Consider the following 22,481-nt stretch of genomic DNA (forward strand, 5'->3'; position numbering starts at 1 on the left):
CCATGGCGTTTAAGGATATCGGCAAACAGGGTGGCGCTGACGATGATGTACGTGACACCCTCTACTTCAATGCCTTCACCGAAGATCTCTTTCACTGGGACAACGACCTGGAGGGGGACAGCGACCGCAAGTTGACGCTGAACGCCGACTCGCGCTTCTTCTCCGGCTTGGCCGAATTGGAGATGGACAACCGCATCCGGCCGCTGCTGCAGCGTTACGCGGACTTTGACTTCCGCATCGACGCCCAGGAATGGGCGGTGCGGTTCTCGCGCACGGTGAACGGGGAGGTCATCGACAACATCAAGGTGTCGCGCGGCGAAGAGAACCTCTTCGTCTGGTGCTTCTTCCTCGCCGTCATGCGGCTGGCGATGGACCCGGAGATCGAGGCCTACCGCTGGGTGAAGTACGTCTACATCGACGATCCGATTTCGTCGCTCGATGAGCACAACGCCGTCTCCGTGGGCAACCACTTGGCGCAGCTATTGAACAAGGCAGACAACCCGCTGAAGGTCGTCATCTCGTCGCACCATCCGCTGTTCTTCAACGTGATGCACAACGAACTGGATGCGCGCAAGTCGAAGAAAGTCTCGGCGCACTTCTTGTCTCGATCCAAAACGGACGGCTCATACAACCTGGCCTACACCGGGGCGACTCCGTTCTTCCACCATGTGGCGGTACTGACGGACCTGTACCAGGCTGCTCATTCGGGCGAGCTGTACACCTACCACTTCAACATGCTGCGCTCGGTGCTGGAGAAATCAGCGAGTTTCCATGGCTTCTCGAAGTTCTCGGCCTGCATCCCGACCGACGATGCGGACGACCCGGAAGGTGTGTTGCATGCCCGGCTCATCAACATCCTGAGTCACGGCGACTATTCCTTGTTCGAACCTGTGCCGATGGGAGAAGAGAACAAGGAGCACTTCAAGACGATTCTTGATGGCTTCCTGAATCGCTACCCGTTCAACCCCGATTTATTCCCCCAGCTTGCACCGGCTGCTGGGCTAGCAGGTACACCATGACCGATTTCGAAAAGCAAAAACTGGGCAAGACCCTTTGGGCGATTGCAGACCAGCTGCGTGGCGCCATGAACGCGGATGACTTTCGCGACTACATGCTCGCCTTCCTGTTCCTGCGCTACCTCTCGGACAACTACGAGGCCGCTGCCAAAAAAGAGCTGGGCCAGGACTACCCGAAGCAGATCGACGGTTCAGCCACTACGCCGCTGCAGCTTTGGTACCAGGCCAACGAAGGCGATGTCAAAGAATTCGAAAAGCAGATGCGCCGCAAGGTGCACTACGTGATCGAGCCGCAGTACCTGTGGGGCAACATCGCCGAGATGGCGCGCACCCAGGATGGTGAGCTGCTTAAGACGCTGCAGAGGGGCCTGGGCTACATCGAGACGGAATCATTCGCCAGCACCTTTCGGGGTTTGTTCTCCGAGATCAACCTCGCCTCGGACAAGCTTGGCAAGACCTACGCCGAGCGCAATGCTCAGCTGTGTAAGATCATCAAGGAGATCGCGAACGGGCTGAGCCAGTTCTCGACCGACAGCGACACGCTGGGCGATGCCTATGAGTATCTGATCAGCCAGTTCGCAGCAGGCTCGGGCAAAAAGGCGGGCGAGTTCTACACCCCGCAGCCCATTTCCAGCATCCTGTCAGCCATCGTCACGCTGGACGGGCAGGAGCCCGCCACGGGCCAACGCTCGCACTTGGACAGCGTGCTGGACTTTGCCTGTGGGTCTGGCTCGCTGCTGCTGAATGTGCGTCACCGGATGGGGCCGCACGGCATCGGCAAGATCTATGGGCAAGAGAAAAACATCACCACCTACAACTTGGCGCGCATGAACATGCTGCTGCACGGGGTGAAGGATTCAGAGTTCGATATCTTCCACGGCGACACCCTGCTCAACGAGTGGGATGCCCTGCGGGAGACCAACCCGGCCAAGATGCCAAAGTTCGATGCAGTGGTGGCCAACCCGCCATTCAGCTATCGCTGGGAGCCCTCGGAATCGCTCAGCGAGGACATGCGCTTCAAGAACTATGGCCTGGCGCCCAAGTCGGCGGCGGACTTCGCGTTCCTGCTGCATGGCTTCCACTTCCTGAAGCAGGACGGCGTGATGGCCATCATCCTGCCGCACGGGGTGTTGTTCCGTGGCGGCGCCGAGGCCCGCATCCGCACCAAGCTGCTCAAGGATGGGCACATCGACACGGTGATTGGCCTGCCCGCCAACCTGTTCTTCTCCACCGGCATCCCGGTGTGCATCCTTGTGCTGAAGAAGTGCAAGAAGCCGGACGACGTGCTGTTCATCAATGCTGCAGGGGAGTACGACAAGGCCAAGCGGCAGAACGTGCTCCAGTCCGAGCACATCAACAAAATCATCGACACCTACCAGTACCGCAAGGAAGAGCAGCGCTATTCGCGCCGCGTGAGCATGGAAGAAATCGAGAAGAACGATTTCAACCTGAACATCTCGCGCTACGTGAGCACGGCTGAGGCCGAGGAAGAGATCGACTTGGCGGTGGTGCATGCCAACCTGCTCGCCGCCGAACAGAAGATTATCGAAGCCAAGAAGCGACACAATCAGTATCTGGCTGAACTGGGATTGCCTTTATTGCCCTAGGCGATCCCCCAAATGGGGTAATCCAATACAAATTACCCTATTTTTTACTTCACCACCCTATTTCCCGCATCAGCCTCTCGACAAAAGAAAACTGCAGGCGAACGGTATCCAAGGGATAAAGGCCCTACCCAGAAAAGGAAAGGGCCACCCCTGTCCATTAATTCCGCGACACCCGCCCAAATCTTCCCGATGCCGTGGCGCTGCCCTCCGCCTCACTCAGATAGTCCGCCCAGTCCTGCAACAGCGTCCTTCTCTGATCCAGCAGCAACGCCTTGTTGCATGCCGCCCGCACCTTGTTGCTTTCCACGTGGGCAAGCGCGTGGAGCGCCTGTATCAGGAAGCGGGCCTGCAGGTGCGTCGCAGGAAGCGCAAGAAGGTGCCTGTCGGTGAGCGTCAGCCCTTGCTGCGCCCGTCCGCCGCCAATCAGGTGTGGTCGATGGATCTCGTGTTCGACCGCACCGCAGAAGGTCGAGTAATCAAGTGCCTGACTATCGTTGACGACGCCACCCACGAGGCCGTGGCCATCGAGGTCGAACGAGCCATTTCCGGGCAGGGCGTTGCCAGGGTGCTGGACAGATTGGCCGTTCAGCGCGGTTTGCCGCAAGTGATCAGGACGGACAACGGCAAGGAGTTTTGCGGCAAAGCGATGGTGGCGTGGGCTAACGAGAAAGGAATTGCTCTGCGCCTGATCGAGCCGGTCAAGCCGAACCAAAACGATTACGTTGAGTCCTTCAACGGGCGGCTACGCGATGAATGTCTGAACGAGCATTGGTTCCCGACATTGCTCCATGCCAGAACCGGCATCGAAAGCTGGTGGCGTGACTACAACGAAGAAAGGCCTAAACGAGCACTTGGCGGGCTGACGCCTGCCCAGTACGCCGCGCGGTTGCCTGGCAAGAGGGATAACATCAGCACCGGACTCTAAACCCGTCCACTACTCAGGATGGGGGGGCGTCGCCGTCGCCGTTTCGACCCAAAGCGGACATCCGTCCGCCAATCGGTTAGAGCTGGGTGCGATCTTCAGCCCGCCTCTGGGTTTGGTTTTACGTCAGCTTGTTAGCCGGAACCATCGGCCCTAAGATCATGCCGTGCCAAGGGCGCAAGGCGCTTTTCAGTGCACTGTGGAAATCGTATAACGGTACCCAATGGGTCGCCTACTAGGTAGTCGGATCGCATAAGAAAATAATATGTCTCGACCTATAGTTCTCAAAAGTACTTTAGACGCGATTGACGATATCTGGTTTTCGTTGAGTCGCCACCGCGATTGGCCAGATTGGCATCACTACCACTATTGGCGCGATTCGGAGGCGCCTAGCATTGATGCTGTGCGGCAGAGGCTGAGTTTTATTAATAGCAGATTGGCGCTGCTTGAAGGTGAACCGTTTAGCGCGGTTAGCGAGAAAGAAGGTTCAATCGACTGGCTCTTTGACGAAGAAGAGCAAGAGGTAATTCCCATCTACAATGAAGCTTTGGCAGTTGTCTCTCGGCAGCTTATCGCATCTCCGTCTGAAATCCCGCATGTACTGGCATTCATAGGCATTCCTAGCGCCGGAACGGGCATAGAAATTGAGAGCCACGATGGAAAGGGTTACCACTTCCGCTACGGAAAGGTAAAGCGCGATTCATTAAAGCGTTACGATGTCCTTCTAACATTCAACCATCGTGATGTGGCTCAAGATGGGCGGCTAGTTCCAAACATTCCCCTGCATATCGAGCCACACGCAGCTGGAAAGTGCGTACATATAGATGCATCAACGATAGGTCACAATCGTAGACTTCCTATCTATCTTGTGTGCGAAAGGGCGATGAACTCACGCGGGGAAGGCATCGCATCGTTAGCCGACGCCGTCCTCAACCACTTCTGCATTTTCCACCAGCAAGTCAACCATCGCTCGCGCCGCCGCCGACTGCCGCCGATGCGGCGCATAGATCACCGAGAACGGCCTTGAGCGCCCACGCAGCTGCGGCAGCACTTCCACCAGCTGCCCGCGCAGCATCCGCTCACGCACGATGAACTCATAGGTCTGGCAGATGCCGATGCCCTGTTCGGCCAGCGACACCACGCCCAGCACATCGTCGGAGGTCTCGATGGACGAACGCGGCAGCCAGTCCACGTCGCGCCCGCCGTCGCGGAACACCCACGGCGCCAACCGCCCGGTACGCGGCATCACGAAGGGCAGGCACAGGTGCTCCTGCAGGTCCTCCAGCGTTTGCGGCGTACCGCGGCGCTGCAGGTAGTCCGGCGCGGCCACCAGCAGCAGCGGGGCGTCTTCCAGCTTGCGCGCCACCAGCCCGCTGTCCGGCAGCTGGCCCAGGCGGATGGCCAGGTCGAAGCCTTCAGCCACCAGGTCCACGTTGCGGTTGGTGATGTTCAGTTCCACCTGCACCTGTGGGTACTGCTGCGCAAAGCGCGCCAGCACGGGCGGCAGGCGGTAATGGCCATAGGTGGTCGGCACGCTCAGGCGCACGCGGCCGGCCAGCGCGCCGTCCTGGCCCTGCACGTCGCGTTCGGCATCGTCCAGCAGGCCGAAGGCGGTGCGCACCTGTTCCAGATAGAGCCGCCCGGCGCCGGTCAGGCCCACGCGGCGGGTGGTCCGCTGCAGCAGCTGCCGGCCCAGCCGCGCTTCCAGGCGGGTGACCGCCCGGCTCAGCACCGAGGGCGTGGTGGACAGGGCCACCGCAGCGGCGGTGAAAGAGCCGTGCTCTACCACCGCCAGGAACACCTCCACATCGCCCAGGTAGTCGAACTTGCGGCTCATTTGGCGCTCCGGGGAACAGATGTTTTGCGGGAAGGCCAATTTATCGCCGCTGGGGCGATGAATAAAGTGGCGGCCATTCCCCGAAACGAGCTCCCCATGAACCTGATGACCCGGCTGGCCGCAGCACTGGCCCTGACCCTGGCCGCTACCGGCGCCCATGCCGCCAACGTGCTGGTGGTGTTGTCCGACGAGAACCACCTGGACCTGAAGGACGGCAAGGTGCTGACCACCGGCTTCTATCTCAACGAACTGATGCAGCCGGTCAAGCTGCTGTTGGATGCGGGCCACGAAGTGACCTTCGCCACGCCGCAGGGGCGGGCGCCTACGGTGGATGCGTCATCGGTGACGCCGGCCTACTTCGGCGACGATGCCGCGCAGTTGAAGGCGCATAAGGATCTGCTGGAAAAACTGGCCTTGACCTCGCCGACGGCGTCACCTGTGCTGAGCCTGGCGCGCGTCGAGCAGCAGGGTTACGCGCAGTTCGATGCGGTCTACATTCCCGGTGGACACGCGCCGATGCAGGACCTGCTGAAGAGCCCGGCGCTGGGCCGGTTGCTGGCCGATTTCCATCTGCGCAACAAGACCACCGCGCTGGTCTGCCACGGGCCGATCGCGCTGCTGTCCACGCTGCCCGATGCCCAGGGTTTTGTGGCGGCGCTGGAAGCCGCTGCCATGCCGAGCACGCCGAAATGGATCTACAGTGGCTACCAGATGACCGTGATCAGCAACCAGGAAGAAGAGCAGGCCAAGCCACTGCTGGGCGGCGGTGATATGAAGTTCTACCCGCAGACCGCGCTGCAGCGGGCGGGTGCGAGGTTCAGCAGCAATTCCACGCCGTGGACCGCCCACGTGGTGGCAGACCGCGAGCTGATTACCGGGCAGAACCCGGCTTCGGCGTTGGAGGTGGGGCAGCGGCTGGTTGAGCGGTTGAAGTAAGCCGGTTCGTTCTGAGCGCGTGTGCTTGCGGAGAATTCCTCGCGAACTGTGCGGGATCTCCGCCAGTTGGTGAGGCGCGTTATCCCGGACGCCTTCATGGCCGTCGGCGGCAAGAGGTCACGGTGGCGGCCTGCGCTGATGGGCATCCCGGCGGCTACACTGACCGCCCACGCCCGATGGAATCTCGCCCATGTTCACTGGAAAAGTCGCGGTGGTTACTGGCTCCACCAGCGGTATCGGTCTTGGCATTGCCACTGCGCTCGCGCGGAAAGGCGCCAATATCGTGCTGAATGGATTTGGCGATGCGGTGGAGATCGAGAGAATCCGTTCCCGCCTGGAGACCGAGTTTGGCGTAAGGGTGGCGCATGATGGCGCCGACCTTTCCCGTGGTGAGGCGGTGCGGGAAATGATTGCCCAAGCCGTTGAGAAGATGGGGTGCATCGACATCCTGGTGAACAATGCGGGCATCCAGCACACCGCTTCGATCGAGGAGTTTCCCGTGGAAAAGTGGGATGCAATCCTCGCGCTGAATCTATCGGCGGTGTTCCATGCAACGGCGGCCGCCTTGCCCTACATGAAGCAGCAGGGATCCGGCCGCGTGATCAACATCGCGTCGGTGCATGGACTGGTTGCGTCGGTGAACAAGTCTGCCTATGTGGCGGCGAAGCATGGCGTGGTGGGATTCACCAAAGTGACGGCACTGGAGAACGCGGGCACGGGCATCACGGCCAATGCCATCTGCCCCGGTTGGGTGCGAACGCCGCTGGTCGAGCAGCAGATCACCGCGTTGGCGGAACGGGAGGGAACGGATAAGGAGTCCGCCGCGCGCGCACTGCTGGCCGAAAAACAGCCCTCGCTGCAGTTTGTGACGCCCGAGCAGCTCGGGGAAATGGTGGTCTTCCTGGCCTCGGACGCCGCTGCTCAGATTACCGGCACGGCACTTCCGATGGATGGTGGCTGGACAGCCCGCTGACTGGCCGGCTGTGCCCGCCGCTGCAGCATCGGCAGCGCCGCCAGGCTTGCTACCCGCGTGCCGTGATCCATGCACCATGCGCAGCATTCTGCCCATGCCGGTGGCAGAACCTGCCGAGGTGACGATGCTGCCTTATCGAATTCCGCCGTCAGGCGCTACAGTTCGCGGTTCCAACCGTACCTGCAAGGAAGCACGATGTCAGAGCTGGATTACGGCGCCTTCTACCGCCTGTTGGCTGCTGAGGTGCGCGCCTCAACGGACGTCAATCAGTCCATGCAGACGGTGTTGGCCTGGGGCGACCAGCGCATCCCGCACCCGTCCTGGGCGGCGCTGAAGGAACTTGATTGTTCGGTAGACAGTGCCGGCATGGACAAGTGGCTCACCCGTGTGCTGCGGCGGGCACCGTGCCCCTTCCCGGTGCGCGCGATCTACTTCGGGCTTGGCGAACGTGCCACCCGCGACCGCGTGGAATTCGCGGACCTGTATTTCGGTCTGTTGAGTCACTACGAACCGGAGGACAAGGCCTGCGAGTGGTTGTGGCGCAACCCCAGCCACTATCCCGACAAGGCGTACCTCGGCTCGGCGACCTTGAAAGCGGCCGGCGTGATCTGCAACGCGGACGAGGTCGCCGGACTGGGTACGCCCGGCCACATAGTGTTTGCGTTGGCGTTCGCAACGTTGCTGCTCCGGGCTTCGCTGGATGGACGTATTCATCAGTTGCTGGGTGCGGTGGAGCCGGTGGGCGTGGTCGTGGGCTTCGATTCGGGCGACCTGTTCCGGCTGGGGGAGCTCCATAGCGATGGCCTCCACCCCACAAAGGGTGCAATGACCTAGGGAGCGCGGGAGTGCGACCCGCACAATCCCGCTTCGTCGGCATGCGCGCGACCTACACGTAAACTGAGCTCGAGGATGGGCTGTATCAAACGGCCGCATCGATATGCACGGAGGCGGACATGAGTATCGTTGTACGGCAGCACCCCAAGGCCACCCATGGTGTCGGACATTCCCGTGCGGAGGGCGCAGGCACTCACTATGGCCGCCGGTTTTCGATCGCGAAGTTCCTGCGCACACTCTTGGTTGCCGTGCTGGGAATGGCGTCGGTGGGCTGTGCTGCCGAGATGGACGTACCGGCGACAGCTACCCGGCTGGTACCCGAGGGGCGTGTGGTGTGTTCCAACCTGCAGTTGGACATCCCGAAGGGATGGACACTCGAGCCTACCGGTCCCAACCAATGGCGGATGGTGGCTCCGCAGGCATCCAGCTACGAAGGGTGGGTGGGTTGCACCGATGGCAACATCGATTCGTTCCAGCCCAGGAAGATGCAGGAAGAAAGTGCCGGCCAACTTGGCTGGCCACAAAAGCTCTCCGCCCCTGAAACCCGCATGGGGATGGATCGGATGCTGCAGAGCGGCCCCGAAAAGAGCCGTGATTCGGTATTGATCGGCTGCAGGCAGTTTGAGTTCAACGACGATCGCTTCGAGAGTTGCATCTGGGGCGATCCGTACCCGAGAGGGGAACAGCGCGCCGACGGATACATCGGCATGCGTTGGGTCAGCTCGGATCGCGTGGCAGATGCGCAGCTGCGTGAACTGGCCGCAAGCGTGATGCGCTCCTTTATCGTCACGCCGATGCCCGAGCGCGAGTATGAGCGGCGTCGTTAGCGGCAGACGCTTCTTCTCGATGTCGGCGGGCGAGCGAGGGTAATGCGTTGAAGGCACAAGGGCGTCGAGAGGCGCCCTTGTCGTATGCGACCGCGTTGCCGCGTGGGCGGCCATGCCAATGGGGCACCTCCCGCGCAGCGCGGCACCCTGTGGTCAGCGGACGCCTCGATGCATGTCCGGGGCACCACTTGACTGTTAGTCTACCTACTAGTAGGGTGAGTTCATGAAAGACGGACTCTCCCCCAAAGCCGCCGAAATCGTCAGCCACGCCCGCACCCTGCTGGAGGCGGGCGGCTACAACGGTTTCAGCTACGCCGACATCGCCGTGCGGGTGAACATCAGCAAGGCCAGCATCCACCACCATTTTCCCAGCAAGGCCGAGCTGGTGCAGGTGGTGGTGGCGCTGTATCGCGCCGAGGCGCGTGAGGGGCTGGCCGTGCTGGACCGCCAGTTGGACGACCCGCTGAAGGAGCTCAACGCGTATGTGGACTATTGGTCCACCTGCATCCGCGGCGGAACCTCGTCGTTCTGCATCTGCGCCATGCTTGCCGCCGAGCTGCCGCTGCTGCCGGCGCAGATCGTGGAGGAGGTGCGGGGGCACTTCGATGACCTCACCTCCTGGCTGACCGCCGTGCTGCAGAAGGGGGCCGCCACTGGGCAGCTTTGCCTGCAGGGACCGGCCGCCGACGAGGCGCGGGCCTTCATGGCCTCGGTGCATGGGGCGATGCTGGCCGCGCGTGGCTTTGGCGATCCGCATACCTTCCATACCCTGGGCCAGCTTTCGATAGCCCGGCTGGTCAAGACGGCCTGATTTTTAGCGGGGAACGACCCATTTCGTGTCGTTTCCTTTTATTTGCTTCATTTGCCTACCTACTAGTAGGTCCGTGTTTCCTCCGATGTTCCCGATCACCCGGCAGCAACCATCGCCACCTAGCTCCTGAGGCTTTCCATGAGTCATCCGCTTTCGCTCCTCGGCGCCCTCCATACGGCGCTCAGCCTGGTTCCCCTGGTGGCCGGCATCTACGGCTTCATCCGGCATCGGGCCATCGACCCGGCCACGCGCTCCGGCAAGCTGTATCTGCTGGGACTGGTACTGTCGGTGGTCACCTCGTTCACCGTCTCCAGCACGGGCGGCCTCAATCCCGGGCACGCCTTCGGCGTCGTCATCCTGCTGATCGCCTTCGGTGGCGTGCTGGTGCCTCGGCTGGGCTTCCTGGGCCGGCTCAGGCCCTACCTGGCCACCTTAGCGCTGTCCTTCACGTTCCTGCTGTCGCTGGTGCCGGGCACCAATGAAACCCTGACCCGCCTGCCTCCCGCACACCCACTGGCGCAGGCACCGTTGGCGCCAGTGGTGCAGGGCACGTTGCTGGTGTGGCTGGTGCTGTTCGTGATCGGCTTCGCGCTGCAGTGCTGGCATATCCGTGCGCAGTCGCACGGCGCACGCCAGTTGCAGCGCGCCGGATGAGGCAGTCGCCGGTCAGCAGCCAGGCCCGCGCGCCGTGGTCGCTTCCCGGTGCCGGTCGCGATAGGTCGCCGGGCTGAGCGCGGTCTGCCCGCGGAAATGACGCCGGAACGATTCCTGCGAACCAAACCCGGCCTGCTCGGCCACCCAATGCAGCGGGCGGTCGGTGGTTTCCAGCAGCTCGCGCGCGTAGGCCACGCGCTCGCGGATCAGCCAGTCGATCGGTGACAACCCGGTCGCGTCGAGGAACTGGCGCTGCAGCGTGCGTTGGCTGAGGGCGGCCTGTTCGGACAGGCTCTTGAGCGAGTGTTCCTCGCGCAGGTTGCGGCGCAGCCATTCCATCAGCCGGGCAAGCCGGGTGGGTTCACCCACCGGTATTGAGCGCACCACGCGCTGGCTGCGCTCGGCGTCGCGCCACGGTGCCAGCACCAGCCGCTCGGCCACCAGGTTGGCCACGCGCGCGCCGTAATCCTTGCGCACCAGGTGCAGCATCATGTCCATGCCGGTGGCCGAACCGGCCGAGGTGATGATGCTGCCCTCGTCGACGTACAGCGCGTTCTCGCGCACGCGCACGTTGGGAAATTCGCGGGCGAGGGTGTCGGTGAGCCGCCAGTGGGTGGTGGCGCTGCGGCCGTCGAGCAGGCCGGCCCACGCCAACACGAAGGCGCCCGAACAGATCGAGGTGATGCGCGCGCCGCGCTGGTGGGCGCGGATGAGCGCATCCAGCAATACCTGCGGCGGCCGCTCGGCAGGATCACGCCAGCCGGGCACCACGATGGTGTCGGCGTGCTCCAGCGCCTCCAGTCCGTAAGGCAGCTGCACCTGGGTGCCGCCGAGCATACGCAGCGGTCCCGGTTCGGCGGCGCACACCTGGGTGGTGTACCAGGCCACGTCCAGCTCGGGGCGGATGGGGGCGAACAGGCCGACGGCACAGCCGAATTCGAACAGGCCCTGGCCGTGGCAGGCCGCAATGGCGACGGTGGGCGGTGTGTGCGGGTCATGAGGGGAGGGCATCGTTTGATGCTAGCGGGGTGGGCGCTGCCACGCAGGGCGGGGCGCTAATGACGTCATGACATCGGGATATATGGCTGCCGATGTCGCGCATCGACGCCCGGCGATGGACTCATCCACGCAGGGCGTGTGCGCGGGGTCGGCGTCTAAGGTCATGCCGAACGGGCATGTGCGTGGCGCGATGTTGCGGGTGGGTGGCGCGTGAACGGCTGTTGCGCGCTGCGTGCAGGCCCTTGAATGGAGGCCTGTTTCCGATCAGGCCCTGAGATGTCCTTGCCCTCTCTGTCGCGATGTTGCCGGTGCGCTGCGTCCAACGCGAGTTGATGCCCTGCGACGCACCGTCGCGGACCTGACCGTCCTCCTTCCTTCAAGAGTCCCCATGCCTCCTGCCTTCCGCTCCCTGCCTGCGGCACGCGTGCCGACGCTGACCTCCCTGTCTGTTCTGATCGCGCTTGCACTGGGTGCAGGCGCTGCCCACGCCGCCGGACCGGAGGCACCGCCCGAGACGGTGGTGGCGTCCGGTACCCCCGCCGCGTCCACGCTGGATGCGGTGGTGGTCACCGGCTCGCGCACCAGCAACCGCACGGTCAAGAACAGCTCCACGCCCATCGATGTGATTTCCGCCGAGGACCTGGCGTCTACCGGGCAGGCCAACCTGCTGGAGGCGCTGCAGCGCAGCCTGCCGTCGCTGAGCCAGATCGGTGGCTACCAGAGCGACCAGGAGAGCCTGATCCGTGGCTACCAGCTGCGCAACCTGTCGCCGGGGTACACGCTGGTGCTGGTCAACGGCAAACGCCGCAACGCCAGCGCCTATGTCAGTGGCGCCAACGGGGGCGGTTACCCGGGCCATGCCTGGACCGACCTCGCGTTGATCCCGGTATCGGCCATCGACCATATCGAAGTGCTGCGCGATGGTGCGTCCGCGCTGTATGGCTCCGACGCGATCACCGGGGTGATCAACGTGATCCTGAAGTCGAACGCGCACGGCGGCGATGTGTCGGTGGAGAGCGGGCAGAGCATCGATGGCGATGGCACCCGCACCAGCGTGCGCGCCAACATCGGGCTGCCGTGGGGGCAGGACGGGTTTGTCAGCCTGTCCGGCGAGAACACCCGCCAGCACCATGCGATCCGCACACGGCGCTACATCGATGCCTACCTGAGCTACCCGGCGGTGGACGCCAGCGGCAACCCGGTGGCGCTGCGCCCGAACAACCGCCTGCCTGCCGGCACCACGCCGAACCCGGCCGAGGCATCGCGCGATCCGGAAGCCAACACGATCCTCAGTTCGCCGTCCTATGCGCTCACCGCGCTGGCGGTGAATGCTGGTCATGGCCTGGGCGAGAACGCGCAGTTCTACGCCACGGCGACGGCCAGCGACCGCACCGCACAGGCCATCCAGAACTTCCGCCTGCCGGCGACAATCTTCGGCACCTACAAGGCGCCGAGCGTGCTGAACGTGTGGCCCGATGGCTTCCTGCCGGTACTGGAAACCAAGGAAAAGCAGTACACCGGCACTGCCGGGGTCAAGGGTCACTGGGGTGGCTGGGACATCGACGGCAGCCTCACCGGCAACCGCAACACGGTGCGCACCTATACCCGCCACTCGGCCAATTTCTCGCTGGCCTATCCCGGTGCGCCCACCGATTTCTATGACGGCAAGCTGGACTACCAGCAGGGCATCGCCAACCTGGATCTGCGCCGTGGCTTCGACGTGGGCGCCTTCGCCTCGCCGTTGGAGGTGAGCGCGGGTGCCGAGTACCAGCACGAGCGCTACGAGCGCGGGGCCGGGCAGTGGGAGTCGTATACCGGCTTCGGTGCGGCCGCCTTCGTGGGCTATTCCACCGCCGATGCGGTGGAGGCCACGCGCAACAGCAAGGCGGTGTACGTGGGGGCGGCGACCAACGTGACCTCGCGCTGGTACCTGGATGCCGCGGCACGCTGGGAAGATCACTCTGATTTTGGCAGCGTATCGACCGGGCGGCTGACCACGCGCTTTGATGTGACCGATGCGTTCGGCGTACGCGCGACGGTGAGCAACGGCTTCCACGCCCCGAGCCTGGGCGCGCAGTATTACCAGGCCACCGGCAGCTGCCCGTGCGGCACCACGCTGGTGGCGCAGGTGTCCTCGCCGGCGGCGCTGGCACTGGGTGCCACGCCGCTGCAGCCGGAGAAGGCCGACAACTACAGCTTGGGCGTGACCTGGGACCCGAGCGCGGCGTTCCACCTGGCCCTGGATGCCTACCAGATCGACATCCGCGGCCAGCTCGGTCAGTCCAGCCAGATCGGTTACAACGCGCAGGACCCGGCGCGCGTCACCGACAACAGCGGCACGGTGCTGAGCGTCGCGCAGAAGAACACGATCGACGCGCTGCTGGGCACGGCGGGTATCAGCATCCTGCCCGGCGATGCGTTCTACGCCAGCTACTTCACCAACGTAGGCGATACCCGCACGCGGGGCCTGGAGCTGACCGTGGAAGCCAACCAGGAAACCGCTTGGGGCAAGCTGCGCTGGAGCTACGCCGCCAACGTGGGCCGCACCACCATCCAGAAGGTGCGCGACATCCCCGCGGTGCTGCAGGGGCTGCCCAACATCAACCTGCTGACCAAATCGAGCGAGTACGCGCTGCGTTTCCGCACGCCGTCCTACACGCAGGTGGCCGGGCTGGGCTGGCAACACGGGCGCTGGCGCTCGAATGTGGATTTCACCTATTACGGGCCGATCAAGCGCCTCAACAACGGGGTGGAGTACAAGCAGCCGCCGGTGCTGGTGACCAACCTGTCCGGCAGCGCGGAGCTGGGCGGTGGCTGGAGCGCGGCGCTGGGCATCAACAACGTGTTCGACAAGCGCACCCGCAAGGTGCCCGAGTACGCCCGCAGCGCCACCGACTTGGCCAGCATCGAAACCACCTGGGACACCGGCGATGTGCTGAGCACCATCGGCGCGTTCTGGTATGGGCGCATCAACTACCGGTTCTGAGCAAACGCAGCCGACCAACGGTCGGCTCTACAGGGAGCATTGCGATGTCATCTGCATTGAACGTGGTTGCGCTGATCGGCTCGCCGAACAGCTCGGCCAACTCACGCACGCTGTTGCTGGTACGGCAGGTGCTGGACCAGCTGCGGCACCGGCTGCACATCGATGTGCAGTGGGTGGAACTGGCGCCGATCGCGCGCTCGTTGGGGCAGGCGCTTACCCGCGAGGAGGTGGAACCGCGCATCGAACAGGCGCTGCAGCGGATTGAAGCGGCCGACCTGCTGATCGCCGCGGCGCCGGTGTACCGCGGCTCGTATCCCGGCCTGTTCAAGCACCTGGTCGACTTCATCGGGCTGGAGGCGCTGGTGGATGTGCCGGTGCTGCTGGCCGCCACCGGCGGCAGCGAGCGCCATGCCCTGGTGATCGACCACCAGCTGCGCCCGTTGTTCAGTTTCCTGCAGGCGCATACGCTGCCGATCGGCGTGTACGCCACGCCGGCCGATTTCAGCGGCGACCAGGTCAGCAGTGCCGCGTTGCAGGCGCGGATCGTGCTGGCCGCCGAACGTGCCGCGGCCCACCTGTCACCGACAGACGTGCCGCTGCCGTTGCGCCGCATCGCCTAGGTATCGGCGCATGCAGCTGCGGCATCTGGCCTTTCTCACCCCGGGCAGCTTCCGGCCCGACGATCCGCGCAGCGGGCTGGACGATGCGTTGGCGCTGATCGCCTTTGCCGAAGCGCTCGGCTACGACGGCGCGTGGGTCCGGCACCGGCACCTGGAGCCGGGCATCAGCTCGGCGGCGGTGTTCCTGGCGGCGGCCAGCCAGCACACCCGGCGTATCGAACTGGGCACCGCGGTGATTCAGCTGGGCTACGAAACGCCGTTCCGCTTGGCCGAGGATCTGTCACTGCTGGACGTACTGTCCGGTGGCCGCCTGCAGGTGGGCGTGAGCGCCGGACCGCCGCCGTTTGCGGACCTGGTCGGCCACCTGCTGTTCGATGGCGATCCGGCGCGGATCGACTTTTCGCATGCGCGGGTGGGGCGCTTGATCGAGGCGCTGCACGGACATCCATTGGGCGACACTGATACGCAGGTAGGCAACGCGGTCTCACAGTACCGCCCCTGCCTGCAGCCGCATGCGCCCGGGCTCGCTCGCCGGCTCTGGTATGGCGCCGGATCGCTGCCTTCGGCGCGCTGGGCGGCCGGGCAGGGGCTGCACCTGCTGCTGGGCAACGTGGCGCGCGCTGAAACCCATGCGGATTTCGTGAACACCCAACGCGAGCATTTGGTGGTGTATCGCAGCGGCCTGGCTGATGGCGCGACCTCACGCGTTGCCGCCGGGCGCGTGCTGGTGCCGCTGGACGGCGCAGACGCTGCCACCCGCCAGCGGCTGCTCGCGTTTGCCGCGCAGCGCCATGCGCGCACGCTGGAGCCGCAAGGACCGCGGCGCACGTTGTTTGCCGCAGACATGGTGGGCAGCGCGGCGCAGATCGTGGACCTGCTGCAGGCCGACCCGGTGGTGCAGCAGGTGGACGAGTTGCGCGTGGAACTGCCCTATGAACTGTCCGCCAGCGACTACCGGCGGATTCTGCAGATCGTGGCCGAACAGATCGCGCCGGCGCTGGGGTGGGCGGGCGCTGCCGCTGCACCGCGGTTGCGAGCGGCCCCATAACCCCAGGCGTTTTGCATATGGCCAACGCGCATTTGCGTGGCCGGATCCGACCGCTGATTGTCGAGTTACGACGCAGGCCCGCGCGGCCACGTCTCTAGCATCAAGGTTCCAACGGCGCGCTGTTGCCGGCCACGACGAGGAACGTATCCGTGTCTGCTTATCCCCCCAACAAACCCATCCTGTTCCTGCTCGACCGCGAATTCGAAGACGGCCAGCTGCCGGGCCAGCGCTTCTTCTGCCGGCACAGCCTGTTGTTGGAAGGCGCGCTGTCCAGCATCGATGGCCTGGACGCGCAGCTGGACGTGCGCCGGATCGGATTTGCCCGGCCGCGCCGCGAAGTGACCGCCGAGATCGGCGAACAGGACCAGTCGCTGCCCAAGCTGGTGCTGCCCCAGGGCGTGCAGTCGGCGCATGCCAGTGGCGCGCACGACGACCGCCAGTACATCTCCGGTGCCGAACCGATCCTGGCCGCACTGAACGGGTTGCTGGGCATTCCCGTGGCCCATCCCTGAGCAAGGAGTACACGATGAGCTACCTGACCAGCGTGCTGGACAAAAGCCCGATCCGCGACGGCGGCACGCCCGAGCAGGCGCTGCGCGACAGCCTGCGCCTGGCCCAGCATGCCGAGCACCTGGGCTACCACCGGTACTGGTTCGCCGAACACCACGCCACCCCGCAGCTGGCCAGCCCCGCGCCGGAAGTGCTGGCGGCCTGGGTGCTGGCACAGACCGCGCGCATCCGCGTCGGCACGGGCGGGGTGATGCTGCGCCACTACGCGCCGTACAAGGTGGCCGAAACCTTCAACCTGCTGGCCAGCCTGGCCCCGGGCCGGGTGGACCTGGGCATCGGCAAGGCGCCCGGCGGACTGCCGGCCTCCACCGCGGCGCTGGCGGCCGGGCGTACGCCGGCCGGCGCGTTCGAGCAGCAGCTGCACGATCTGGAAGGCTTCCTGTCCAGCAGCCTGTCCGCCGACCACCCGCATGCCGCCGCACAGGCGCGGCCGCTGCCGCGGACGCCGCCGGAGCGCTTCCTGCTTGGGGCAAGCCCGCAGAGCGCGCGCCTGGCGGCCGAGCTCGGCTGGCGCTTCGTCTATGCGGCGCATTTCGATGGCGACCCGCGCAGCATCGAAGCGGCGTTCAACGCCTACCGCGCGGTGTCCTCGCACGCGCCGTTGCTGGCCACGGTGGCCTTCGCTGCGCCCACTGCCGAGGCGGCCGCACGCCATCTGGGTGCGTTGCGCATCTACAAGCTGCACCTGGGGCCGGGGCAGACCGTCAACCTGCCCAATCCGGAAGCCGCGGCCGAGTACGCGCGGCAGGTGGGCGTGGCCGACTACCGCATTGAAGAGACCCATCCCAGCGTGCTGTCGGGCGATGCACAGCATGTGCGCCGCGCGCTGGACGACCTGCACCAGCGCTTCGGTGTGGGCGAATTCATCCTGGATGCGCCGGTGGCCGATCTCGACGCACGCCTCACCTCACTCGAACTGCTGTCGCCCGCGCCCCGCGCGGCGGTGGCCTGATCCCCCAGGAGAACGCCATGAGCAAGACCCCGCGTCCCATTCCGTTCGGCATCATGCTGCAGGGCCCCGGCAGCCACATGCATGCCTGGAAGCATCCCTCCAACGTGGCCGATGCCAGCGTCAACCTGCAGTACTACATCGACGTGGCCCGCACCGCCGAAGACCACGGCATCGCGTTCGGCTTCGTTGCCGACGGCCTGTACATCAACGAGAAATCGATCCCGCATTTCCTCAACCGCTTCGAGCCGATCACGCTGCTGTCGGCGCTGGCCACGGCCACCACGAAGATCGGCCTGGCTGGCACCTTGTCCACCTCCTACAGCGACCCCTATACGGTGGCGCGGCAGTTCGCCTCGCTGGACCTGATCAGCGGCGGGCGCGCGGGCTGGAACGTGGTGACCTCGCCGCTGGAGGGCTCCGGGCGCAACTACGGCCGCCCGCATCCCGAGCATGCGCTGCGCTACCAGATCGCCGACGAATACCTGGAGGTGGTGCAGGGCCTGTGGGATTCCTGGGACGACGATGCCTTCGTGCGCGATCGCGACAGCGGCACCTTCTTCGCGCCCGGGAAATTCCGCCGGCTGGACCACAAGGGCCGGTTCTTCCAAGTGGAAGGTCCGCTCAACATCCAGCGCTCGCCGCAGGGGCAACCGGTGATCTTCCAGGCCGGCGCGTCTGACGATGGCATCGCGCTGGCCGGCAAGTACGCCGATGCGGTGTTCACCCACGCGCCGTCGCTGGAAGAAACCCGCGCGTTCACCCAGAAGGTGAAGAACGCGGCGATCGCACACGGTCGCAGCGCTGCCGACGTGAAGATCTTTCCGGGCATCGGACCGATCGTCGGCGCCACCGCGGAAGACGCCGAAGCCAAGTACCAGGCCATTGCCGCGCTGGCCGGGCTGGACGATGCACTGGCCTACCTGGGGCGCTTCTTCGACCACCACGATTTCACCCAGTACGACCCGGACGGCCCGTTCCCGGAGCTGGGCGACATCGGCGCCAACTCCTTCCGTTCAACCACCGACAAGATCAAGCAGGACGCCCGCGCGCATGGCCTGACCCTGCGCCAGGTGGCGTTGCAGGCGGTCAGCCCGCGCCCGAACTTCATCGGCACCGCCGAGCACGTGGCTGACGAGCTGATCCGCTGGTTCGAGGCCGGTGCCAGCGATGGCTTCATCCTCGGCTTCTCGGTGCAGCGCGAGGGCCTGGACGACTTCGTCAGCCAGGTACTGCCGATCCTGCAGGCACGTGGTTACCACCGCGGCACGTTGGAGGGTGGCACCTTGCGTGACCACCTGGGGCTGCCGCGCAAGGCCAGCCGCCATGCCGGCGACACCGCACCCGTGCGCAAGGCGGGCTGAAGGAGCATCACGATGAACATCCTGCACCGGCCCCCGGTTGATATCGTTCCCCTGCACGGCGGCGTGCTGCCCGCTATTGCAGCACGCAACGCCGACGCCATCGCGATCCGCCACGACCTGCACCAGCACCCCGAGCTGGCCTTCGAAGAGCACCGCACCAGCGCCCGCGTGGCCGAGCTGCTGCAGCAGTGGGGCTATGTGGTGACCACCGGCGTTGGCGGTACCGGCGTGGTGGGCACGCTGCAGCGCGGGCAGGGCAGCCGTCGCCTGGGCCTGCGTGCCGACGTCGACGCACTGCCGATCCATGAGGAATCCGGGCTGGGCTACGCCAGCCAGCGCGAGGGATTGATGCATGCCTGCGGGCACGATGGCCACACCGCCATCCTGCTCGCGGCCGCGCACTACCTGGCCCACCACGGGCGCTTCGACGGCACCCTGCAGCTGGTGTTCCAGCCGGCCGAGGAAACCGGCTCGGGCGCAACGAAGATGATTGCCGACGGCCTGTTCGAGCGCTTCCCGGTGGACGCGATCTACGGGTTGCACAACTGGCCCGGCGTGCCGGTGGGCCATTTCGGGTTCGTCGACGGCCCGGCGATGGCGTCGGTGGACTGGGCGAAAGTTCGGGTGGTGGGCAAGGGCGGCCACGGTGCCGAACCGCAGGGCAGTGTCGACCCGATCCTGGCCGCCGCGCATATCGTGACTGCGCTGCAGAGCGTGGTGTCGCGCAATGTCGATCCGCGCCAGATGGGCGTGGTCACGGTGGGCTCCATCCATGGCGGCAAGGCCGCCAACGTGATTCCCGATGCGGTCGAGCTGACCCTCACCGTGCGTGCCTATCTTCCCGAGGTGCGCGACACCCTGCGCCGCCGCGTCACCGAGATTGCCGAACACACCGCCGCCGCCTTCGGTGCGCGTGCCGAGGTCGAGTTCCCGCGTGGTTTTCCCAGCGTGATCAACCATCCCGAGCAGACCGCGTTCGTGCGCCAGGTGGCGTTGGACGGCTTCGGTGCGCAGCAACTGGTGGACGGGTTCGCGCCGCGCACGGCCAGCGAGGATTTTGCCTTCCTGCTGCAGGCCCGTCCGGGCAGTTTCGTTTTCGTGGGTAACGGCGACAGTGCGCCGCTGCACAGCCCGCGCTACGTGTTCAACGATGCAGCCATCGCGCCGGCCGCCAGCCTGTGGGCGCGGCTGGCCGAGCGCTACCTGGTGGAGGATGCGGCATGAGCGACCTGTTCCTGTACACCTCGGTGCACGACCCGCTGGCCAAGCCGCTGTTCGATGGGCTGGAGCAGGAGTACGACAGCCGCTACGCGGATGTGCGCGGGCGCATCGGTGGCAGCGCCCGCGAAGAACTGCAGCGTTACCCGCCCGATGCCTTTGCCGCACCCGTAGGGGCGTTCGTGCTGCTGCTGCGCGACGGCGCGGCCATCTCCGGCGGCGCCTTCATGCCGCACCGCGATGCCGACACCGCCGAGTTCAAGCGGATCTGGACGTTGCCGGGTCTGCGCCGCCAGGGCATCGCGCGACGCGTGCTGCAGGAGCTGGAAGACCAGGCCGCGCGGCAGGGCTACCGGCGCGTCTACCTGACCACCGGGTTCCGCCAGCCCGAAGCGGTGGGCCTGTACCTGGGTCATGGCTACCGCGCGTTGTTTGACCTGCAGGCCGACCCGGAAACCGTGGCCCACCTGCCGTTTGAAAAGCACCTGCCGCTACCGCACCCGGCTGCCAACGCCGCGCCGCCGCAGCGGCAGGGAGTCCACGCATGAGCACCCCATCCAGCACGCTGCCGGGTATCGTCGCACCCGCCACGCCATCGCCATCGCCTGCGCTGCGCATCGTGCCGGCGCGGCATCCGCTGCAGCTGGCCGGTACCGTGGTGGCGCTGGCCCTGATCCTGTTCGGCCTGCAATCGGTGCTGGGCAACCCGCGCTGGGGCTGGGGCACGTTTGCCGAATGGTTCTTCGCCCGCCCGGTGCTGGAAGGGTTGGCCCGCACGCTGTGGCTGACCGCCCTGGGCACGGCGCTGGGCTTCGGTCTGGGCACCGTGCTGGCACTGGCGCGGGTGTCCGGCTCGCCGCTGCTGGCGGCGGTGTCGTGGGGCTACGTGTGGCTGTTCCGCTCGATCCCGCTGCTGGTGCTGTTGCTGCTGCTCAACAACCTGGGCTATCTGTACAGCACCATCGCGCTGGGCGTGCCGTTCACCAGCATCACGCTGTTCTCGTACCCGACCACGCAGCTGATCGGCGTGTTCACCGCGGCGGTGCTGGGGCTTACCCTCAACCAGGCCGCGTTCTCGGCCGAGGTGATCCGCGGCGGCATTCTCTCGGTGGACCACGGCCAATACGAAGCGTCGGCGGCGCTCGGGTTGCCGCGTGGCCGGCAGATCCGCCGCATCATCCTGCCGCAGGCCATGCGTTCGATCCTGCCGGCCGCGTTCAACGACGTGATCGGGCTGGCCAAGAGCACCTCGGTGGTCTACGTGCTGGCGTTGCCGGAGCTCTTCTACACGGTGCAGGTGATCTACCGGCGCAACCTGGAAGTGGTGCCGCTGCTGATGGTGGCCACGGTCTGGTACCTGGTCATCCTCACCGTGCTGTCGCTGGCCCAGCATCGCATCGAGCGACGTTTCGCACGCGGCCAGCTGCAGCGCGAACGCACGGTGTCCAAGCTGCCACCGCGTGCGCCTGCAGCCGGCAGCGCTGCCCGTGCCGGTTCGCGCCCGTCGATCGCCCCGGTGCTGCAGGGCAACGGCGCCACGGTATCGCTGCAGGGCGTGGGCAAGGTGTTCGGCGACCAGACCGTGCTTGAGGACGTGCACCTGGAGGTGAGCGCCGGCAGCGTCACCGTGCTGATCGGCCCGTCCGGCGCCGGCAAATCCACCCTGCTGCGCCTGATCAACCACCTGGAACGTGCCGACCAAGGGTTTGTGACCGTGGACGGGCAGCTGGTGGGCTACCGCCGCGAGGGCGACACGCTGTATGAGTTGCCGGAAGGCGAGATCCGCCGTCGGCGCGCCGACGTGGGCATGGTGTTCCAGGGCTTCAATCTGTTCCCGCACCTGACCGCGCTGGAGAACATCGTCGAGGCACCGATCGCGGTGCGCGGCCTCGCCCGCGCGCACGCCGAGCAGCAGGCGTACGACCTGCTGGAGCGGATCGGCCTGGCCGACAAGGCGCACGCCTATCCGCGCGAGCTCTCCGGCGGCCAGCAGCAGCGCATCGCCATTGCCCGCGCGTTGGCGCTGCAGCCCAAGGTGCTGCTGTTCGATGAGCCGACCTCGGCACTGGATCCGGAGCTGGTGGCCGAGGTGCTGAGCGTGATCGAAGAGCTGGCGCGCTCGGGCACCACCCTGGTGATCGTCACCCACGAGCTCGGCTTTGCCCGCCGCGTGGCCGACCACGTGGTGATGATGGACCAGGGCCGGGTAGTAGAGCAGGGCCCGCCCGAAGTGGTGTTCGACCGGCCGCGCCAGCCGCGCACCGCCGAGTTCCTTGCCAAGACGCTGTAACCCCCTTTCACTTTCAGCAG

General features: G+C 65.5%; 19 protein-coding genes and 1 pseudogene. 18 read left to right on the forward strand and 2 right to left on the reverse strand.

The features are described 5' to 3' along the window. Positions 1–2 precede the first annotated feature (2 nt). The 3 genes and pseudogenes from AC6CHL_RS00320 to AC6CHL_RS00330 form a co-directional block, all read left to right on the forward strand. Positions 3–1,019, forward strand: coding sequence for an AAA family ATPase (locus tag AC6CHL_RS00320; protein WP_498292733.1), 1,017 nt, complete (start codon positions 3–5; stop codon positions 1,017–1,019). Beyond that, complete coding sequence (locus AC6CHL_RS00325; protein ID WP_498292734.1) at positions 1,016–2,623, forward strand: type I restriction-modification system subunit M; 1,608 nt, start codon at positions 1,016–1,018, stop codon at positions 2,621–2,623. The genes AC6CHL_RS00320 and AC6CHL_RS00325 overlap by 4 nt, the downstream gene beginning before the upstream one ends. A gap of 313 nt (positions 2,624–2,936) precedes the next feature. Next, a pseudogene (locus tag AC6CHL_RS00330) lies at positions 2,937–3,548 on the forward strand (IS3 family transposase); the annotation flags it as partial. Between the two features lie 910 nt (positions 3,549–4,458). On the opposite strand, the gene AC6CHL_RS00335 reads toward AC6CHL_RS00330, so the two are convergent. Further along, complete coding sequence (locus AC6CHL_RS00335) at positions 4,459–5,382, reverse strand: LysR family transcriptional regulator (protein WP_498292735.1); 924 nt, start codon at positions 5,380–5,382, stop codon at positions 4,459–4,461. 96 nt (positions 5,383–5,478) lie between these two features. Here AC6CHL_RS00335 and AC6CHL_RS00340 point away from each other — a divergent pair, with 96 nt between their 5' ends. The 6 genes from AC6CHL_RS00340 (at position 5,479) to AC6CHL_RS00365 (ending at position 10,417) form a co-directional block, all read left to right on the forward strand. Continuing rightward, the gene (locus tag AC6CHL_RS00340; RefSeq protein ID WP_498292736.1) at positions 5,479–6,318 is read left to right on the forward strand and encodes a type 1 glutamine amidotransferase domain-containing protein; all 840 of its coding nucleotides are present in this window, start codon (positions 5,479–5,481) and stop codon (positions 6,316–6,318) included. A 190-nt stretch (positions 6,319–6,508) separates the two neighbouring features. Then, positions 6,509–7,291, forward strand: a complete 783-nt coding sequence (locus tag AC6CHL_RS00345) for a 3-hydroxybutyrate dehydrogenase (RefSeq protein WP_498292738.1) — start codon at positions 6,509–6,511, stop codon at positions 7,289–7,291. A 195-nt stretch (positions 7,292–7,486) separates the two neighbouring features. Further along, the gene (locus AC6CHL_RS00350; protein WP_498292739.1) at positions 7,487–8,125 is read left to right on the forward strand and encodes a hypothetical protein; all 639 of its coding nucleotides are present in this window, start codon (positions 7,487–7,489) and stop codon (positions 8,123–8,125) included. Positions 8,126–8,244: 119 nt separating this feature from the next. Then, positions 8,245–8,952, forward strand: coding sequence for a hypothetical protein (locus tag AC6CHL_RS00355; RefSeq protein WP_498292741.1), 708 nt, complete (start codon positions 8,245–8,247; stop codon positions 8,950–8,952). Between the two features lie 223 nt (positions 8,953–9,175). Continuing rightward, entirely contained in the window at positions 9,176–9,763 is a 588-nt protein-coding gene (locus AC6CHL_RS00360; protein ID WP_498292743.1) for a TetR/AcrR family transcriptional regulator, read from the forward strand. Positions 9,764–9,901: 138 nt separating this feature from the next. Next, positions 9,902–10,417: a hypothetical protein gene (locus AC6CHL_RS00365; protein ID WP_498292745.1), complete on the forward strand. Its 516-nt coding sequence runs from the start codon at positions 9,902–9,904 to the stop codon at positions 10,415–10,417. 12 nt (positions 10,418–10,429) lie between these two features. Here AC6CHL_RS00365 and ftrA read toward each other — a convergent pair whose 3' ends face one another. Further along, a complete protein-coding gene (gene ftrA / locus AC6CHL_RS00370; protein ID WP_498292747.1) occupies positions 10,430–11,428 on the reverse strand; it encodes a transcriptional regulator FtrA in 999 nt (332 codons plus the stop codon). Positions 11,429–11,825: 397 nt separating this feature from the next. On the opposite strand from ftrA, the gene AC6CHL_RS00375 reads away from it, so the two are divergent. From AC6CHL_RS00375 to AC6CHL_RS00415, 9 genes are all read left to right on the forward strand, one after another. Continuing rightward, positions 11,826–14,402, forward strand: a complete 2,577-nt coding sequence (locus tag AC6CHL_RS00375) for a TonB-dependent receptor plug domain-containing protein (protein WP_498293480.1) — start codon at positions 11,826–11,828, stop codon at positions 14,400–14,402. Between the two features lie 44 nt (positions 14,403–14,446). Next, positions 14,447–15,022, forward strand: a complete 576-nt coding sequence (msuE, locus tag AC6CHL_RS00380; protein WP_498292749.1) for an FMN reductase — start codon at positions 14,447–14,449, stop codon at positions 15,020–15,022. 10 nt (positions 15,023–15,032) lie between these two features. Then, on the forward strand, positions 15,033–16,070 hold the full coding sequence (locus AC6CHL_RS00385) for an LLM class flavin-dependent oxidoreductase (RefSeq protein ID WP_498292751.1): 1,038 nt from the start codon (positions 15,033–15,035) through the stop codon (positions 16,068–16,070). 149 nt (positions 16,071–16,219) lie between these two features. Then, positions 16,220–16,582, forward strand: a complete 363-nt coding sequence (locus AC6CHL_RS00390; RefSeq protein ID WP_498292753.1) for a DUF3088 family protein — start codon at positions 16,220–16,222, stop codon at positions 16,580–16,582. A gap of 14 nt (positions 16,583–16,596) precedes the next feature. Continuing rightward, the gene (locus AC6CHL_RS00395) at positions 16,597–17,592 is read left to right on the forward strand and encodes an MsnO8 family LLM class oxidoreductase (protein WP_498292755.1); all 996 of its coding nucleotides are present in this window, start codon (positions 16,597–16,599) and stop codon (positions 17,590–17,592) included. Positions 17,593–17,609: 17 nt separating this feature from the next. After that, complete coding sequence (locus AC6CHL_RS00400) at positions 17,610–18,953, forward strand: LLM class flavin-dependent oxidoreductase (RefSeq protein ID WP_463600814.1); 1,344 nt, start codon at positions 17,610–17,612, stop codon at positions 18,951–18,953. Positions 18,954–18,965: 12 nt separating this feature from the next. Next, on the forward strand, positions 18,966–20,177 hold the full coding sequence (locus AC6CHL_RS00405) for a M20 aminoacylase family protein (protein ID WP_498292757.1): 1,212 nt from the start codon (positions 18,966–18,968) through the stop codon (positions 20,175–20,177). Then, complete coding sequence (locus AC6CHL_RS00410) at positions 20,174–20,719, forward strand: GNAT family N-acetyltransferase (protein ID WP_447593236.1); 546 nt, start codon at positions 20,174–20,176, stop codon at positions 20,717–20,719. The genes AC6CHL_RS00405 and AC6CHL_RS00410 overlap by 4 nt, the downstream gene beginning before the upstream one ends. Further along, positions 20,716–22,461, forward strand: a complete 1,746-nt coding sequence (locus tag AC6CHL_RS00415) for an amino acid ABC transporter permease/ATP-binding protein (RefSeq protein ID WP_498292759.1) — start codon at positions 20,716–20,718, stop codon at positions 22,459–22,461. Before AC6CHL_RS00410 ends, AC6CHL_RS00415 begins: the two co-directional genes overlap by 4 nt. Positions 22,462–22,481 lie beyond the last annotated feature (20 nt).

The sequence above is a fragment of the Stenotrophomonas sp. GQ19 genome (assembly GCF_059758695.1).